The sequence below is a fragment of the Paenibacillus wynnii genome, from assembly GCF_030812855.1.
GTDB classification, from domain to species: Bacteria; Bacillota; Bacilli; order Paenibacillales; family Paenibacillaceae; genus Paenibacillus_AQ; species Paenibacillus_AQ wynnii_A.
Genome location: NZ_JAUSTK010000028.1, coordinates 13,013 through 29,881 on the forward strand (window position 1 = coordinate 13,013; position 16,869 = coordinate 29,881).

A 16,869-nucleotide genomic window follows, 5' to 3' on the forward strand; every position below is an offset into this window, starting at 1 on the left:
CTCGTATCTTAAGTTTTCGGGGGAGTATCTTCCTGTTCCAGCAAAAGACCCGGCATGCGCCGGGTCTTTTATTATATTTATAAGACGGATAAGAGCAGTATGCATTATTTCTCGTAATCAACACCGGCAGTATAACGATTATTAGCGTTCCATAGCAGAAACTCATCTACATTTTCTTCCTTCAATGCCCGAACCTGATCTTCCACTTGTTTCTTGCCGTATTTCACATAGTGGCCACTTCCCAGCCAGCTGGCTGTAAAGTCTTGGATCCATGGGCGAATGATGGGTTTATAGCTGCCGAGTGGATCAAGCTTTTTATGCGTATCGACCATAGAACCTTTGATGGTTGCGTACGGATTTTTGTCAGGATCTTTCACATCGAACCAGCCGGTCGAGTAATGACTAGGATAAACCATCGGGCTGATAATATCCACATTCTTAGATATTTTTACAAAATCTTGTCCAATTCCTTCAGCGGCTGGAACAGAGGCGGCATAACCGAAAATATCGACGGATACTCGAACCCCGAGAGGGTTGAGCTCAGACTTTGCGTATTTAACGAAATCAGAAATGATTTCTACTCGTGATTTATCGTTTTTGGTGTATTTAAGGGTATCAGCTCTCTTTTCGAAACCTTCAGGGAAACGAACATAATCAAATTGAATTTCTTTAAAACCCAATTTAACGGCTTCCTTTGCAATTTCTATATTATACTTCCAAACGTCTTCATTATAAGGATTAACAAAGCTGTCACCACCCTTGTTCCTCCAAACGGAGCCGTCTTTATTCACAAATGATAATTGCGGGTTTTTCTTTGCAAGTACGGTATCCTTGAAAACAACAATCCGGGCAATTGGGTATACGTCATGTTTCTTAAGTCTTTCCATAAGCTTGTTAACATCACCAATGAAAGGTTGAGGTTTACCGAGCGTTTGTAAGTTAACGTTATCAGTCTTATACGTAATGTAACCTGCATCATCCTTGATATCGATAACCATTGAATTCAGCTCTGTTTGATCCAAGAGATTCAGAAGAGTTTCCATTCTGGCTCCTCCTGCACTGTAAGCTGTGACATAAATGCCTTTAACCTTTGGTGCGTCCGGTTGAGGATCGGCGAGAATTAGATTGTTTGGAGCTGTTGCTCCAGGAGAAGCGCTGGGACTTGGAGTTGCTGAAGGATTTGAAGGTGATGTTGAATCAGGATTGCTGCTGTGTTGTGAGACAATGGGGGGATTCATGGCGGACTGCAGAGCGGATGCCACTGCGGCTTCATTCTGATCATGCTGTACGCCTACGCTTCCCAAGGTCATCATCAATAAAGCCCAGGTGATGTTCATTCGTTTTCTCTCTCCCTTTATGTACATTGTCTAAATTATATAGGAACGGCTGCTCCCAAAAAGAACAGGTTTGTAACAATCTTGTGGCAGATCTGTTCCTGTAGCAGGTGGTTAAAAAAGGTTACTTGTTTCTATAAACGCGATACGGAAATAATAAACCTGCCTTTAAAAAGTAAATGCCGCTCAAGTTCGGCAAAGGCCGAACCTGAACGGCAACATCAAGACTTATCTTGCTTGCAGATCATTGAAGATACGCAGAATTCTGATGCTCGCAAATGCTGTAATGAATGATATCCATTGCATCTGCCGGTTCCAGAATACTCAGACCGTCTCGCAGAACTATGACAGAATTCAGTTCGTTCTGCTTAAGAAACGGCATCATATCAGGATACCACCTCATGACGATTGCTGACAGTTTTACCGTTTCCATTTCCACAAAAATCACCCTTTCCTTTTTCGAATAGTACTGAACTGAAATTCAGGGTCATCGGAAAAGCGAAGTGCCTGGAAAAAAGAGGGGTAATTCATAATCTTTATGAAATTGTTAAGGTCCTGCGTAGTCCTAATATATCACAATTTTAAAACAAGCGCATTGTTTGGTTTATCGCTTGCGGAAGGAACCCATGACTCCAACCGTCTCCACGATATTCACAAAAGCTTGAGGATCACTTTTCTTGATAATACGCTGCAGCTCGGCCAGTTCATAACGGGTGGTTACTGTCATTAACATGTCCTTTTCCACATGGGAGTAAGCACCTTCTGTTTTGATCTTGGTGACCCCTCGTTGAAGACCCAATAGCTGACGGAGTAATTCATCGGTACGGTTAGTAACAATAAACACTGTAACCTTAATGTGACTAATATGAATCATATCCACGACTTTTCCGCTGACATATATGGAAACCATGGATGCAAGTGCTAAATTCCAGTTATTGTCGAAGTACCCCGCAGCCAGGATCACGAGCGCATTTAAGCTGACAAGTACATTACCCACAGGGAAATCCCGGTAGCGGGTAATAATCGAACCTACAATATCGAAACCTCCTGACGAACCGCCGATACGAAAGGAAACCCCGCTGCCAATCCCAACAAGCACTCCTCCAAAAACAGAAGCAAGCAGCATATCCGAAGCAACAGGAACCACCGGAATGAGGGTCATTAGCCAGGTGGTGCCTACAACAGAGGCTATGCTTAGAACAATAAATCTCCGTCCAAGCTGGAACCAGCCAGCGGCAAGCAGAGGAATATTAAACAACAGATATAGAAGACTAATATTAAAGGGGGTGAAGTATCCTACTAACATGGATAGACCCGATACGCCTCCACTTAACAGACGATGTGGAATTAGAAAAAGGTTGAAGCCAGCGGCAATTAATGCTGAGCCGAAAAAAACAACCAAATAACACCAAATATTCCTTAACAAAAGATTTCACCTCGAAGTCTGAAATGTAAAGTCTGAAATGTAAATAATGAAAGAAAGGAATACACTGGTATTTATCATTGGGTTTGTGATATAATGTATAGGATATTCTTGAGTAGGACGTTACAATGGTATTTTTGCATTGAATCAGATGTAAAATACAGTTGTTCAGGTATAAATTGAAGTACCTGATAATAGGACGATTTTTCGTCCCAATACGCGCTAAACCATGCAGAGAATCCGGCATGATTGGACAGCCTATATATGTGTTTACCGCTACTTAAGAATACAGACAAGCATGTGGAATGTCCACTGTATAGAAGGAGCATGAATAATTTGAAAACATTTGCGGAATTTGGCTTGCAGCCTAAAGTTATGCAAGCAATCACAGAACTAGGATTTGAGGAAGCGACACCGATTCAGGCGCAAGCGATCCCCCTTGCATTGGCAGGATCGGACTTAATTGGTCAAGCACAAACAGGTACAGGTAAGACTGCAGCTTTCGGTATTCCTCTTATTTCTAAAATCGATCGTGAAGACGAAAGAATCCTCGCGCTCATTATGGCACCTACACGCGAACTTGCGATCCAAGTGGCAGAAGAAATTGGAAAACTAAGCAGATTTAAAGGTCTTCGTTCCCTGGCAATCTACGGTGGACAAGACATCGGCCGTCAAATTCGCGGTTTGAAAAAGAAACCACAAATCATTATCGGAACACCAGGACGCTTGCTCGATCACATTAACCGCAAAACAATTCGTCTTGACGATGTTCAAACGATCGTATTAGATGAAGCAGACGAAATGCTTGACATGGGCTTTATGGAGGATATTCAAACCATCCTTAAGCTTGTTCCAGAAGAACGTCAGACTATGCTGTTCTCCGCAACAATGCCAGCTAACATTCAACGTCTTGCACAACAATTCTTGAAGAATCCACAACATGTATCCGTTATTCCTAAACAAATCAGCGCACCATTGATTGATCAGGCTTATGTTGAAGTACCTGAGCGTCAAAAGTTTGAAGCTCTTAGCCGTTTGATCGATATGGAGTCTCCTGATCTTGCTATCGTCTTCGGCCGTACCAAACGCCGGGTAGATGAATTAGCTGAAGCTTTGCAAAAACGCGGCTATTCCGCTGATGGATTACATGGTGACTTGTCTCAGAATCAACGGGATGCTGTTATGCGTAAATTCCGTGATGGCAGCATAGATGTTTTGGTAGCAACAGACGTTGCTGCCCGTGGTCTCGATGTATCTGGCGTATCACACGTTATTAACTTTGACCTTCCGCAAGATCCGGAAAGTTACGTTCACCGTATTGGTCGTACAGGTCGTGCGGGTAAAGAAGGAACTGCATGGTCTTTCGTAACTCCTCGGGAAATGGATCACTTACACCTAATCGAGCGTGTTACCCGTCACCGGATTACACGTAAACCTTTGCCGACAATGGCTGAGGCGATTGAAGGCAAGCAACGTATTACTGCTGAGCGTGTCCTTGCAATGGTGGAGAGCGAGGAACTGAACGAATATAAGAGCTTGGCAATCCAATTGCTTGAGCAATATGATTCTGTTCAATTACTCTCCGCAGCAATGAAATTGTTGACCGGAGACAAAAAAGACTCAGAGATCGAATTGACTCCAGAAGATCCAATCCGTGCAAAACGTCGTGGAGGCAAAAATGACATTCGCAGTGGCCGTAAACCAAGCGGAAGTTATGGCGGCGGCAGCGGCGGTGGATATCGCGGCGGTACTAGTGGATCCGGTGGATCTGGCAGCGGTGGCGGTTACCGTGGTAATCGCGATAGCAGCGGCGGCGGAAGTCGTGGTGGCTATGCTGGTGGCGGAAGTAACTACGGTAGCGGCAGTGGCGGTTATGGCGGCGGCTACAAAGGCAACCGTGACGCTGGGGCTGGCGCAAGCAGAGATGCAGGAGCTAACCGTACTGGAGAGCGTAAGCCTTCATCACGTCCAAGCAGCAGTGCACCTAGCCGTCCAGCTAAGCGTGAGGATTCCTTCGAGTAAAGATATGGATGCGGCATAAGGTCAGCATCTCCTAGTATAAAGAAGACGGTGCCCTCTAGAGGCCCGTCTTTTTTTTGTAGATTGGGGAGATAGATGAATGTGCGGCTAATAATCACGAGAAGGATAAACAGGACAAGTATGGTGCTGGTGGATGTCCAGGCTCCGTAAGCAACAGTTGAGGACATGGAATTACCTCCTTTATCGACCATATTTGTCTTGTTTTCAATAATAATATATGTCCATTTTTTATATCTGCGTAGACCTCTATCTATATTCTGAAACTTGGGCTATGGAAATGAACAGGTCAAATAAGGTATAGTTAAATTACGCAGTATGCGCTAGATAGACAGGAGGAAGGGAATTGGAGTTTAAAGGAGCAATGGGCGGTTTATACCGTATCACAGAATGGATATCACGCATCGCCTTCGGCAACATCTTATGGGCGTTTTGTTCGATACCGTTTTTGTTTACCGCCGTCTTAAAAATCATTATGATGGCATCAGAACAAGGGGGGCCTAATGAACAAATTACTTTGAACTGGGTGCTGGGTATTACCGCACCGTTCACTGTATTCCCCGCTACAGCAGCATTGTTTACACTCGTTCGTAAATGGGTTATGGGCAACACCGACGTCAGCACGTTCCGCACTTTTTTTCAAGGCTACAAAGAGAACTATGTTAAAAGCATGCTTGGTGGTTTGATTTACAGTTTGTTGTTCGTAGTTATGTATGTCGATGTAACAGTTTACATGACTCAGATGTCCAGCTTCAAGATTGTGGGCATTTTAATGCTTGTGCTGATGATTATCCTTTTTGTATCGATGTTTAATTTCTTCTCCATTATTGTGCATTATCAAATGACCTTTAAAGAAGTGGTCAGTAATTCCATCCTGTTGACGATCGCTCGTCCAATTCGTGTGTTCTCAACATTGATTGCTGGTGCATTTCTGGTGTATATAGGTCTGAAGTACCCGGTGCTTTACTTTATTTGTATTCCGACGCTTATAGCAATGGTTGCCTTCTTTAACTTCTATGCTACCTATAACAAGCTTCAATTGCAGGTGGAGAAGAAGAAACAGGAAGAACTAGAGGCGGCTGAAGAAGCGGCGCTGAATGAGGGTACAGACCGTGAGAATGAGGACAGTGAGCAGCAAACCAAACATATTTAAGAAGCACAGTAACAATCGTCACTTTATCTGGAAGATATTCTCAAATGTAAGATAAAGCGCATACAAGGTTTACTTTTTCGTTAAAACGCAATATAATAGTTATAAATCCTGCGATGTTCGTTACGGTTGCTCGTTGTTTTGAACCAATGATAATGTCTTGGGAGATCTACACGAAACGCCGCTGAACAGCCCTGTCTATATGACGTGGGGAATTCAAAAACGTTTTCTGCGATCACCCACCTGCTATAGCAGGTTCAGAAGACACTGTAGCCGGACGGCATAAGCGGGTTTTCTATTTTTGTCCAAACGCTCAATTTCCCTCTCTGGGAAAGAGGGCGTTTTCTTAATTTATAAGGAATTAAGAATTTTGTGACACTGTTAGAGAGCGCAAACGCAAAAGAGAAGAAGCATTACTCTTTTGTTCCGAGTGTAAGAGTGTTACACTTATACTAGTGAATTGGGATTTGTAGAGGGGGAAGAATTTTGTCGTTAAAGAGAACTTTGGTAGGCTTATTCCGTAGTCATGATGGGACGAGCGACCGTGCAAAAGACCCGACATTAAAAACGCGCTATTACAATCTTATGAGGGACAAGGCGTGGGAGGAAGTATCATCGACCATGAAGAAAATCCCTGGTTACAAGGTATTGCATGAGGTGGAGTCAGTAGGTGAGATTACACTGGAGAAAAGAACGGCCTTTGGCCGCACGCTTGATATAACTGTATCGGTGCTCAATACGTCTCCGATGCGATGCGGTGTGGACATTTATTCTGCTTCAAGAGGCTCCTTGGGCGACTTAGGGGCAAATTATCGTGTAATTCAACGACTATTTCAATCGCTTGATAAAAAGCTGGGAAAATTTAAGTTGGATTAACAAGATGAAGCTGAAGCGTTGATTATTTGTTCTGATGAATTAGACGGCTTCTGGTCAGTCGCTCAAAGGTTTATATAGTTAAAAAAGCGGGAGAAGGAGTTCCTTCTTCCGCTTTTTTAGAAACTTAGAGTAATAATTGTATATTTATCTGCAATTACATTAAGCTTTTGACGGCAGAGACCGCGGCTTCGAAGTTGGGAGACTCGGCCATTTCGCCTAAATACTCGACATAAGTAATGATGTTGTTCTTATCCAAAACGAAGATTGAACGCATGTCCAACCGGAACTCTTTGATCAGTACGCCGTATGCTTCACCGAATGAAGCTTCTTTGTGGTCAGATAATGTAATAACGCTCTCAATTCCGCTAGCTCCACACCAACGGGCTTGGGCAAAAGGCAGATCCATGCTGATTGTGAGAATAACAACATCATCACTAAGATCAGCAGCTTCACTGTTGAAGCGGCGGGTTTGAGCGTCACATACTCCGGTATCAAGAGAAGGAACAACACTGATCAGCTTGATCTTGCCGGCGTAATCACTGAGAGAGGCTTGTTCCAGTAGGTTCTTGCTGATTACAAAATCGGGTGCAGAATCTCCAGCCTTTAATTCCGGGCCTATGAGAGTGATAGGGCTGCCTTTAAAAGTAGCTACACCTGTTCTTTCTTGTGCCATGTTATTAAATCCTCCTCATATTTTAAAATGGATTGTACTGCCATTATAAATTATAATCTTTTTAATAAGACCATGTCCAACTGGATGGGTACATAAGGATGGGTGTTATGATATTCATACGTTATGAGAATTGGAAAAGCTACCTGAAATTTTATCCGGCTACTTGCCTGTTCCTGTTGGCAAACGTAGTTATGTTTCTTATTTTGACGCTTAACGGCGGTTCTACAGATCCTTATACGTTGATTGATTTTGGAGCTACAGTTGATACCGAACCTTACAAGAGTGAATTTTGGAGATATTTGACGGCTATCTTTTTGCACAACGGCTTTTCCCATTTTCTGTTCAACAGCTTTGCGTTGCTGGTATTCGCTCCACCGCTGGAACGATTGCTGGGTTGGTGGAGGTACGCGGTGCTGTATTTATTTGGAGGCGTTCTAGCAAACGTTCTATCCATAGCCCTTAGCACTCCTTCTCCGGGGGTGGATGGTACGGTTTCAGTCGGTGCTTCTGGAGCGATCTATGCCGTATACGGAGCTTTTCTGTATATTGCAGTACTTCAGCGTGCGAGTATGGATGAGGGGTCCCGTAAAACGTTGTACGGCTTGCTTGTGATGGGTTTGATTACATCGTTTGCCATACCAAATGTTGATTATATGGCGCACATCGGGGGTATGATTGCTGGATTCTTTATATATGGCCTAATCATACGGTTATTCAAAAGAAATAGAAGATAGGGGCGATAATGACGTGGAGCTTAGACAACTGCAATATTTCCTTAAGGTTGCTCAAAAAGAACACGTCACACGAGCAGCAGAGGAACTGCATGTGGCGCAATCTGCGGTAAGCCGTCAGATTCATCAACTGGAGCAGGAACTGGGTGTTGACTTATTTATGCAAAAAGGACGCAACCTGCAGCTTACTCCGGTGGGACAGCTTTTTTGTAAACGGGTGGAGAATGTGTTGAAGGAATTGGATCGTTCTGTTGCTGAGATTCATGAATTTCTCGATCCAGAGCTTGGTGAGATTCGCATCGGCTTCCCGCATAGTCTTGGAACACACCTGATTCCTACGATAGTAGCGGAATTCCGTCAGCAGTATCCTCATGTAAAGTTTCGTTTTAAGCAGGGCTCATATCACTCTTTAATCAAGGATGTAGTATCAGGGGAGGTCGATTTGGCATTCATTTCTCCCTTTCCGGATACGGATGTGCACGTAACGGGAGATATTGTAATGACAGAGGAACTGTTTGCTATTCTCCCTCAGAATCATCCTCTCGCAGATGAGTCGCTCATAAGGCTTGAACAGCTTAAGGAAGAGAAATTCGTATTGTTCAGTGAAGGTTACTCGTTAAGGCCTATCGTGTGGCAGGCGTGCTTACAGGCCGGATTTGAACCAAAGATTGCCTTTGAAGGTGGAGAGACGGATACCATTCGAGGTTTGGTGGCAGCGGGCATGGGAGTGAGTCTTCTTCCTGAAATGGCGTTATTTCAGACTAATCCATTGCAGCCTGCGCAAGTGAGGATCGTAGAGCCGACCATAACCAGGACAGTGGGATTGATTCATCGTTCTGATGGGAAGCTTCCGCTAGTTGCTCATTCTTTCCGTACGTTTTTGTTAGGTTATTTTAGATTGCGAGAAAACAATACCCCGGTAGGCAATTAGCCTTCCGGGGTATTTGTGTATTGTGGTATTAGGATGTAATTTATACTTTACTTAGTCACGGTTTCCAAGAAAAACTGTTACAAGGCGAAGCAGTTCAAGCAGAGATACCAGTGCTGCGGCTACGTAAGTTAATGCTGCGGCATTTAGTACTTTAGCTACACCTCGTTCTTCCTCATTGCGAATGTAACCTTGTTCTACCATGACCTGCCGTGCACGATTGCTGGCATTGAACTCTACAGGTAAAGTTACGAGCTGGAAGGCCACAGCGGCTGAGAAGAAAATAATACCAAGACCAACAAGGTTAAAGTAACCGAATATAAAACCTGCCATCAGCATAAAAGGAGCAACGCCTGAGGCGAAATTGACAACTGGGAACATTCTATGGCGAAGGGTAAGCATAGGATAGTGTACCTTGTGTTGAATCGCATGACCTACCTCGTGACAAGCGACGGAGACGGCTGCGATGGAGCTTTCATAGTACACAGGTTCGGACAGACGTACGACCCGGTGTATTGGGTCATAGTGGTCTGAGAGAGAACCTCTAACGGCTTCGATTGGAATATCGCTCAACCCGTTGGTATCCAGCATGTGCCTTGCTGCTTCATAACCGGTCATTCCGTTCGAGTTCGCGACCTTGGACCACTTTTTAAAGGTGCCTTTCACTCTAAATTGTGCCCACAATGAGAATATAAAGGCGACAATTACTAATAACATCATCATAGCTGCATTCCTCCATTGAATTGTAAAAACTGATTACATTGGCGGCCCTTGGGTAAGCAAGAGACGGATCGCTTCCATGCAGGCGAGGCCTTGAGGCAGCAGATTGGTTAGGGCTGTGTGAGCCTGTCCCGGTTTGAGCTGGCTGATTATCGGCTCAAGTGCTTTGACCTCGCGTTCAAGCTGTTGCATATGAACTTCTAGCTCCACCAGTCTATCTGATACGTCGGCTTCAGGTGTGGCTGAATTCCATTTGCTCATCAAGGATTTGATCTCTTCCAATGTATATTTTTCTTGTTTCAACTGATTAATACGTTCTAAGGCCGCCAAGGTTTCATGGCTGTAAAGACGGTAGTTCTTTATACTACGTAATTCTGGTGTAATCAATCCCAGCTTAGTGTAATAATCTATCGTACGCTCACTGATGTGAGCTGCTTTGGATAATTCGCCGATCCTGTAGAGTGTCATATTCCCATGTTCCCCACCTCGCAGTTGTTATCCGGCAATAGAAAAGTGCCTGCCGGGCTACATATAATACACATATAATGATAACAAACAGGAAACCGTACAGTCAAACGTCACACTTACATAAAGTATATGCCTATTTCCAATATTCATTACATATATATATATTATGCATAAAAATGCAACTTTCTTTTAAGGACAAAGCCAAATGAGGCTTTAGCTCATTAATTTCAACTTTCCAAAAAATACTCTTGTCAATTTAGCTGACTTCTGATTATAATGACATTAAGAGTTTCACGCTTTGTTAGAAAATATAACATAGGGGAGTGGGGAAATTGAAAAAGAAATGGTTGGTAATGGTGTTGGCCATGTTTACACTTATGGCTTACCCAGTGAGTGCTTTTGCAGCGGAGGGTCCTACTAGTCCGGAATTATTAATTGGATTGGACACGACATTCACCTTCTTGGCCTTTATCCTAGTGTTCTTTATGCAAGCTGGATTCGCAATGCTGGAAGCCGGTTCCGTCCGGATGAAAAATGCCGGTCACGTTGCTGGTAAAACGGTATTGACTCTTGCGATCGCGAGTCTGTGTTTCTGGGCTGTTGGATTCGGATTTGGCTTCGGTAACGGTAATGGATTCTTCGGTACCACCGGATTTTTATTCGGCGGAGATTCTACCGGATCATCATTTGAGTCACTAGCATTCTCAGATGTAACATTGAATGTTAAGTTCTTGTTCCAAATGGCCTTTGCAGCGGTTTCGTTGGCTATCGTATCTGGTGGTATGGCGGAACGTGCAAAGCTGAGTGTATATATCATATTCGGAATTTTGTTCTCCGTCCTCATTTATCCGGTAGTTGCTCACTGGGTTTGGGGCGGCGGTTGGTTGGCTGAATTAGGAATGCAAGATTATGCAGGTTCGACAGTTGTCCATCTGACAGGGGCAACAGCAGCAGTTGTTGCTACAATCCTACTTAAGCCTCGTTTGGGTAAATTTAATAAAGAAGGTAAACCGGTAATCATTCCTGGTCATAACCAAGTATTCACTGTTCTCGGTGTTATCATTCTATGGGTAGGTTGGTTCGGATTCAATCCTGGTAGTGCATTATCACCAATGGGTGGATTGTTTGGCCATGTTGCACTGACAACGAACATTGCAGCTGCTGCTGGTGGTCTGGCTGCCTTGATCGCTTCGTGGTTATATTTTGGAAAGTCCGATATTCCAGCCATGTTAAATGGTGTTCTGGCAGCGTTGGTTGCCATCACAGGAGCTTGTGCATTCGTTGAGCCTTGGGCGGCAATCATCATTGGTCTGGTAGCAGGTGCATTTACATTCATGACTTCCCAATGGTTGGAACGTGCTGGACTGGATGATCCAATCTATGCCTTCTCAGTGCATGGTATTGCAGGGATGTGGGGAGCGTTGTCCACTGGTTTGTTCGCAGCACCTAGACTTGTAGAAGCAGTTGGTATTGGTGAAGCTGGCTTATTCTACGGCGGTGGGTTACATCAGCTTGGAGTACAGGCGCTTGGTGTAGCTGGAACCTTTGCATTCGTAGCCGTACTGTCTTTCATCATCCTTTATGTAATGAAAATGGCTATTGGCATTCGTGTAACGGAAGAAGAAGAATTAATGGGTCTGGACATCAGCGAGCATGGTACTTACGGTTACCCTGAACAAATGAAGCTGATTGCTGAATCGGAATCCAAAACCCTGAAACATTAATTGTAATTCAATTAAGGGAGGCGGACCGTGTGACATCGATGGAGACAGCAGATTGGAGTAAGAATAAGGACTACATGTCCATCGTAACAGCCGGTTCGTCAGCGGAATTAAGGCGAAGTCGTATTGCCTGCCAAAGTATACTTCTAGAACAGTTAAATCTTATTCCTACCCAGGAATGGATGTACCGTGTGAATTTGATGCACGATAGGGTTGCTCAGACAGCGGTGCAAATATGTGAGGCACAAATGAAGGAGGCGGGCTACGGCTCGCCTCCATGTGCTTATTCTTTCATAGTATTCGGCAGCGCAGGCAGACAGGAGGCTACCCTTTGGAGTGATCAGGATAATGGGTTAATTATTGAAGGAGACTCAGACGAGTCTAAGACTCGTTATTTTGAGCCCTTTGGAAATATGCTCTCCGATTTGCTATCAGAGGTTGGATATGAAAAATGCGAAGGAAAGGTCATGTGCTCTGAACCTCTGTGGCGGAAAACGCTGCCGGAATGGGAGCAACAGCTTCAAGATTGGAGGATGCAGTTGGCGTGGGAGCCTATACGGTATCTTTTGATATCGTCAGATATGAGGCATATCTCTGGAAGTGATGAACTATCTAGAAGATGGCGAGAATCCTTTCATGCCGGCGTTACTTCGAATGAGAGACTTTCCACAGCTATTTTAAGGAATACGGTTCGGCACAAAGCAACGCTTAATCTGCTCGGACAGGTATTGACCGAACGATTCGGAGATCATGCCGGCGGATTTGATATTAAGTATGGAGTTTATATTCCTCTAGTAAATTATGTGAGGCATTTATCTTTGCAGCATGGAATTTGGGAAACGTCGACCTTACAAAGACTTGAAGCTCTTCAGTTATTAGGTGAAACCAGGTTGATGGAAGGTATTCGGGAGGCTTTTTTGACAGGACTCCGGATGCGTGTAAATACACCTTACGTGAGTCAGGATGGACTCCTAGCCAGCAGCGATTATGTCGCTGGAAGTGTGTTGAAGAATAAACAACAACTGTCTGAGCTGCGCGATAGTCTGCTGATTGTAAGGCGAATGCATCGTACCCTGCAACGCCAGCTCCGATCAGCGGAAAGGAGGCAGTTATGAAAGAGCCGAATAAAGGCGGAGGATTCTGGAATAATCTGAGACAAGGTGGTATGCCGTCCGCAATTGCATCTATGAGAGGTGGAGAGTCCGCTCAACAAACCGCTCAGCAAATGGCTTTTATCCGTTCCTTGATGCGCGAGAAGCGGCGGCCTGAAGTACTGCATACTCCACTGTCGGAACTGGAGACGATTATATTTGATCTCGAGACTACGGGTTTTTCACATCAGCACGGGGATGAGATTATGTCCTTTGGAGCAATTAAGGTAATCGGGCAAGAAATTAAGGAAGACGAGTGCTTTTATACACTGGTTAACTGTCAAACCCAAATCCCTTCGAATATTACGGAGCTAACCGGAATTTCGGGTGAAATGACACGGGGAGCTCCTTCCTTAATGGACTGTCTTCATAATTTTATGTCTTTTGTAGGTCAAAATGTTATGGTTGCGCATGCAAGTACCCATGATAAGTCATTTCTTAATGCAGCTCTTTGGAAAACATCTAAGGTCCAGCTTACCAACAGGGTACTGGATACCATGATGATTGCCCGTTGGCTGGAGCCTCAGCGTGCAAGTTATAACCTTGATGAACTGCTTAGTGATCACGGAATACCGATCTACGGGCGACACAATGCTCTGGAGGATTCCAAAATGACAGCTAAATTATGGGTATCGTATCTGAAGGAAATCGCCCAGCGGCGTCAAGTAGACACGTTAGGAGATCTTTATGCTTATTTAAGCAGAGCATAAATGGGGGCTTCCACAAGACGAAGGGACAACTTCCCATTAGAGTTCCTTCGGCGGTCGATGAGGTATCCATTCACAAGGGGGATGTTAGGTTCTCTTCCAAGTGAACCAATTAAGTAAACAAGAAATTCTGGGCCAAGGGCAGGTAATCCCTTTAGATCAGCTAAAGATGGAATAGGCGCTGAATGAGGGTGGGAGTGGAACAGGCCGATAGGAGCCGGTTCTAGATATAAAGCTTCCACCCAATCCCTGGGATCAGGGATGAAAGCGTGCAGCGGGTCAGGCGCTACGTTGCGAAGAGGCACATAGGTGTCGATTCGCATGCCTCCCGCTGCGGCAGCTCCCAGCAGGATTCCGCAAGCTTCGCGCGGATAACAGGACAGCAGGTGCTCCCCCAGTGCCTGCTGTACGGAACACGCCAGCTCTATGGGCTGGATATTTCCCTGGAATGCTGTCATGCTTCACCCCTCTCTCTTCATTGGGTTCCGTCTCTGACGGAATCTCTTTTTTTTCTCTCCTTCAGGTTTGAATCTTCGGTAAATGGGGGTACAATAGGAGAAACTATCCTATTTGCAAAGGACAGACCCATCATGAAAGCAGTTAATAAACGTAATTTAACGGTTATTGCTCTTGTTGTTTTTCTTGTTGTACTTGTGCTATGGCGAAATAATCCTGCGGAGTCCGTATCCGTTTTTCAACAGCAGAATGAATCTACGGCAGGGAATGCTGTAAAAGCCGGTCAGCTAGCCCCTGAGTCTACTCTGCAGGGAGTAGGCGGCAAAACCTATACCATCGGGGGACCTAAGGAAAAAGCTGTCCTGTTGAATTTTTGGGCATCCTGGTGTGATCCTTGTAAGTTGGAGGCTCCGGAACTCAATGCATTAGCCGAGAAATATAAGAATTCATTGGACATTTATGGAATTAATGTGACCAGTCATGATTATAAACCCAACGCGGAACGGTTTATAAAAAAATATAGTCTGACATTTCCGGTCATGTTTGACCTAAAGGGTGACGTCTTTGCCCAATACCGTGGTATTGCATTTCCAACGAATGTGCTAATCGACAAGAATGGAGTCATTTCCGAAATTGTTCTGGGATTGTTAACACCAGAGGAACTGGAAGAGAAAATCAAGGCTGTGACAGAACCTTAGTTTTTATCAGAATAGCATAAATGGCAAGTGTACGTGAATCAAAAAACACCCCCAATGAGCTGATGTAGTTTAACCAGCTTATCGGGGGTGTTCGTATGCTAAGCCTGATCTTTAATGATTGACCAGTCCTCTAGGCTCTCTATCCGTGTTTGTTTCGTTTTCCTGTGAGATTTGTCCCAGAAGCGCATAACGCATACTGTCTACAAGAGCCTCCCAACTTGCTTCAATAACATTTCCGGATACACCCACGGTGCTCCAAGTATCTACAAAGTTCTTGGACTCGATAAGAACACGAACCTTAGCTGCAGTTTGATCTTTCTCATCAAGCACCCGCACCTTGTAATCCGATAAATGCATTTCTTTTAGTTGAGGGAAATAGGCCAGCAGCGCTTTACGTAGTGCGTTGTCCAGAGCATTTACCGGACCGTTGCCCTCCGCAGCCGTATATAGACTTTCGCCACCGACTTTTATTTTCACAAAGGCTTCTGAGATGACGGGTCTGCCGGCTGTTTTTTCTACAAGCATTTTGAAGGATTCGAAGGTAAACAGCTCATTCACTTCACCGGTGGCTTCACGAAGCAGCAGCTCCAGAGAGGCGTCTGCGCCCTCGAATTGATAACCTTGATGTTCTAGATCTTTGATCTTGTCGATAACTTTGCGCGCTTGTTCACTGCTTGGGTCCAATGTCAAACCTATGTCCTGTGCTTTGGAGAGCACGTTGCTCTGACCAGCCAGCTCGGAGACGAGCACACGTTGCTTGTTTCCGACCTTTTCAGGTTCTATATGTTCATAGGTACGGGAATCCCGTAAAATAGCTGATACATGGATACCGCCTTTATGAGCAAAAGCTGCGGCACCTACGTAAGGCTGGTTAACAGGCATGTTGACATTGGCTACCTCACTAACGTAGCGAGCTGTATTTGTAAGCTGTGAAAGTGCTTCTTCGGGAATGCAGTGGAGACCCATTTTGAGCTGCAGTGTGGGTAGGATAGAGCATAAATTAGCGTTCCCGCAGCGTTCACCGTACCCGTTGATCGTCCCCTGAACCTGCCGGGCACCTGCACTGATTGCGCTTAGCGTATTCGCGACTGCGAGCTCACAGTCGTTATGAGTATGAATACCCAACTGAGCTCCTGAGAGCTGAAGTGAGACTGTGGAGATGATGCCATGTATTTCCTGCGGCAGTGTTCCACCGTTCGTATCACACATAGTAAGCCAATCGGCTCCGGCTTCACGTGCTTTGGCGAGAACAGCAGCAGCATACTCGGGATTGTGCTTGTAGCCGTCGAAGAAATGCTCGGCATCGAAAATAACTTCGAGCCCGTTGCGCTTAAGGAAAGAGATCGAATCACCGATCATGGCGAGATTTTCTTCCAAGGTCGTTTGAAGGGCAGTATGGACATGGAAGTCCCATGATTTGCCGACCAGCGTGACTGCCGGGACACCTGCATCAATCATTCTCTTCAGGTTGTCATCTTGCTCAGCTAGAGAGTTTTTCCGACGGGTGCTGCCGAATGCGGTGATTTTGGCATTCAAATGCAGATCTTTGACCCTTTTGAAAAATTCAATGTCTTTATTGTTGCTTCCCGGTATGCCACCTTCAATATAGTGAACACCCAGATCATCAAGTTTCTTGGCGATTTTTAGTTTATCATCAGCCGAAAGACTGATACCTTCGCCTTGGGTGCCGTCACGAAGAGTTGTATCGAAGATGGAGATGGACTTAGACATGAGAGTCCTCCTAAAAGTTTTGTGAGTGTTGACTTCCGGAATTAGCTTCTTACAAAACTCGCCTC

Annotated in this window: 17 protein-coding genes, 1 other RNA gene and 1 pseudogene; 10 read left to right on the forward strand and 9 right to left on the reverse strand. The window is 44.8% G+C overall.

Annotated features, from left to right (window positions below; translation table 11 throughout):
• Positions 1 to 104: 104 nt before the first annotated feature.
• The 3 genes from J2T20_RS20670 to J2T20_RS20680 all read right to left on the reverse strand — a co-directional run bounded on the left by J2T20_RS20670 (position 105) and on the right by J2T20_RS20680 (position 2,760).
• The gene (locus J2T20_RS20670; RefSeq protein ID WP_307591216.1) at positions 105 to 1,337 is read right to left on the reverse strand and encodes a putative glycoside hydrolase; all 1,233 of its coding nucleotides are present in this window, start codon (positions 1,335 to 1,337) and stop codon (positions 105 to 107) included.
• Positions 1,338 to 1,578: 241 nt separating this feature from the next.
• A complete protein-coding gene (locus tag J2T20_RS20675) occupies positions 1,579 to 1,767 on the reverse strand; it encodes a hypothetical protein (RefSeq protein WP_036658735.1) in 189 nt (62 codons plus the stop codon).
• Positions 1,768 to 1,938: 171 nt separating this feature from the next.
• Positions 1,939 to 2,760: a YitT family protein gene (locus tag J2T20_RS20680; RefSeq protein WP_307591217.1), complete on the reverse strand. Its 822-nt coding sequence runs from the start codon at positions 2,758 to 2,760 to the stop codon at positions 1,939 to 1,941.
• A gap of 333 nt (positions 2,761 to 3,093) precedes the next feature.
• Here J2T20_RS20680 and J2T20_RS20685 point away from each other — a divergent pair, with 333 nt between their 5' ends.
• Complete coding sequence (locus J2T20_RS20685) at positions 3,094 to 4,779, forward strand: DEAD/DEAH box helicase (protein WP_307591218.1); 1,686 nt, start codon at positions 3,094 to 3,096, stop codon at positions 4,777 to 4,779.
• A 95-nt stretch (positions 4,780 to 4,874) separates the two neighbouring features.
• On the opposite strand, the pseudogene J2T20_RS20690 reads toward J2T20_RS20685, so the two are convergent.
• Positions 4,875 to 4,964 (reverse strand): annotated as a pseudogene (locus tag J2T20_RS20690) (YjcZ family sporulation protein); the annotation flags it as partial.
• 176 nt (positions 4,965 to 5,140) lie between these two features.
• Here J2T20_RS20690 and J2T20_RS20695 point away from each other — a divergent pair.
• The 3 genes from J2T20_RS20695 (at position 5,141) to J2T20_RS20705 (ending at position 6,820) form a co-directional block, all read left to right on the forward strand.
• On the forward strand, positions 5,141 to 5,947 hold the full coding sequence (locus J2T20_RS20695; protein WP_307591219.1) for a YesL family protein: 807 nt from the start codon (positions 5,141 to 5,143) through the stop codon (positions 5,945 to 5,947).
• Between the two features lie 102 nt (positions 5,948 to 6,049).
• Positions 6,050 to 6,241, forward strand: a non-coding RNA gene (ssrS, locus tag J2T20_RS20700) — 6S RNA.
• 189 nt (positions 6,242 to 6,430) lie between these two features.
• Positions 6,431 to 6,820 carry a DUF1499 domain-containing protein gene (locus tag J2T20_RS20705; protein ID WP_307591220.1) on the forward strand — a complete coding sequence of 130 codons (390 nt, stop codon included), beginning with the start codon at positions 6,431 to 6,433 and terminating at the stop codon, positions 6,818 to 6,820.
• A gap of 154 nt (positions 6,821 to 6,974) precedes the next feature.
• Here the strand turns inward: J2T20_RS20705 and tpx are convergent, their stop codons facing one another.
• Positions 6,975 to 7,493 carry a thiol peroxidase gene (tpx, locus tag J2T20_RS20710; RefSeq protein WP_307591221.1) on the reverse strand — a complete coding sequence of 173 codons (519 nt, stop codon included), beginning with the start codon at positions 7,491 to 7,493 and terminating at the stop codon, positions 6,975 to 6,977.
• 107 nt (positions 7,494 to 7,600) lie between these two features.
• Here tpx and J2T20_RS20715 point away from each other — a divergent pair, with 107 nt between their 5' ends.
• Together J2T20_RS20715 and J2T20_RS20720 are read left to right on the forward strand one after the other, a co-directional pair.
• Positions 7,601 to 8,227 carry a rhomboid family intramembrane serine protease gene (locus J2T20_RS20715; protein ID WP_307591222.1) on the forward strand — a complete coding sequence of 209 codons (627 nt, stop codon included), beginning with the start codon at positions 7,601 to 7,603 and terminating at the stop codon, positions 8,225 to 8,227.
• Positions 8,228 to 8,240: 13 nt separating this feature from the next.
• Positions 8,241 to 9,155 carry a LysR family transcriptional regulator gene (locus J2T20_RS20720; RefSeq protein WP_307591223.1) on the forward strand — a complete coding sequence of 305 codons (915 nt, stop codon included), beginning with the start codon at positions 8,241 to 8,243 and terminating at the stop codon, positions 9,153 to 9,155.
• A gap of 51 nt (positions 9,156 to 9,206) precedes the next feature.
• Here the strand turns inward: J2T20_RS20720 and J2T20_RS20725 are convergent, their stop codons facing one another.
• Both J2T20_RS20725 and J2T20_RS20730 read right to left on the reverse strand, forming a co-directional pair.
• A complete protein-coding gene (locus J2T20_RS20725; RefSeq protein WP_307591224.1) occupies positions 9,207 to 9,875 on the reverse strand; it encodes a zinc metallopeptidase in 669 nt (222 codons plus the stop codon).
• Between the two features lie 33 nt (positions 9,876 to 9,908).
• Positions 9,909 to 10,340 (reverse strand): MerR family transcriptional regulator, encoded by a 432-nt coding sequence (locus J2T20_RS20730; RefSeq protein ID WP_307591225.1) that lies wholly within the window; start codon positions 10,338 to 10,340, stop codon positions 9,909 to 9,911.
• A gap of 332 nt (positions 10,341 to 10,672) precedes the next feature.
• Here J2T20_RS20730 and J2T20_RS20735 point away from each other — a divergent pair, with 332 nt between their 5' ends.
• Genes J2T20_RS20735 through J2T20_RS20745 form a run of 3 tightly spaced genes read left to right on the forward strand, consistent with a single transcriptional unit; the run spans position 10,673 to position 13,922 of the window.
• Positions 10,673 to 12,064, forward strand: coding sequence for an ammonium transporter (locus J2T20_RS20735; RefSeq protein ID WP_307591226.1), 1,392 nt, complete (start codon positions 10,673 to 10,675; stop codon positions 12,062 to 12,064).
• Between the two features lie 38 nt (positions 12,065 to 12,102).
• On the forward strand, positions 12,103 to 13,176 hold the full coding sequence (locus tag J2T20_RS20740; protein WP_307591260.1) for a DUF294 nucleotidyltransferase-like domain-containing protein: 1,074 nt from the start codon (positions 12,103 to 12,105) through the stop codon (positions 13,174 to 13,176).
• Positions 13,173 to 13,922, forward strand: a complete 750-nt coding sequence (locus tag J2T20_RS20745) for an exonuclease domain-containing protein (RefSeq protein WP_307591227.1) — start codon at positions 13,173 to 13,175, stop codon at positions 13,920 to 13,922. The genes J2T20_RS20740 and J2T20_RS20745 overlap by 4 nt, the downstream gene beginning before the upstream one ends.
• Here the strand turns inward: J2T20_RS20745 and J2T20_RS20750 are convergent.
• A complete protein-coding gene (locus tag J2T20_RS20750) occupies positions 13,904 to 14,377 on the reverse strand; it encodes a M67 family metallopeptidase (protein WP_307591228.1) in 474 nt (157 codons plus the stop codon). The genes J2T20_RS20745 and J2T20_RS20750 overlap by 19 nt on opposite strands.
• Positions 14,378 to 14,509: 132 nt before the next feature.
• On the opposite strand from J2T20_RS20750, the gene J2T20_RS20755 reads away from it, so the two are divergent.
• A complete protein-coding gene (locus tag J2T20_RS20755; protein ID WP_307591229.1) occupies positions 14,510 to 15,073 on the forward strand; it encodes a TlpA family protein disulfide reductase in 564 nt (187 codons plus the stop codon).
• 111 nt (positions 15,074 to 15,184) lie between these two features.
• Here the strand turns inward: J2T20_RS20755 and cimA are convergent, their stop codons facing one another.
• Complete coding sequence (gene cimA / locus J2T20_RS20760; protein WP_307591230.1) at positions 15,185 to 16,804, reverse strand: citramalate synthase; 1,620 nt, start codon at positions 16,802 to 16,804, stop codon at positions 15,185 to 15,187.
• Positions 16,805 to 16,869 lie beyond the last annotated feature (65 nt).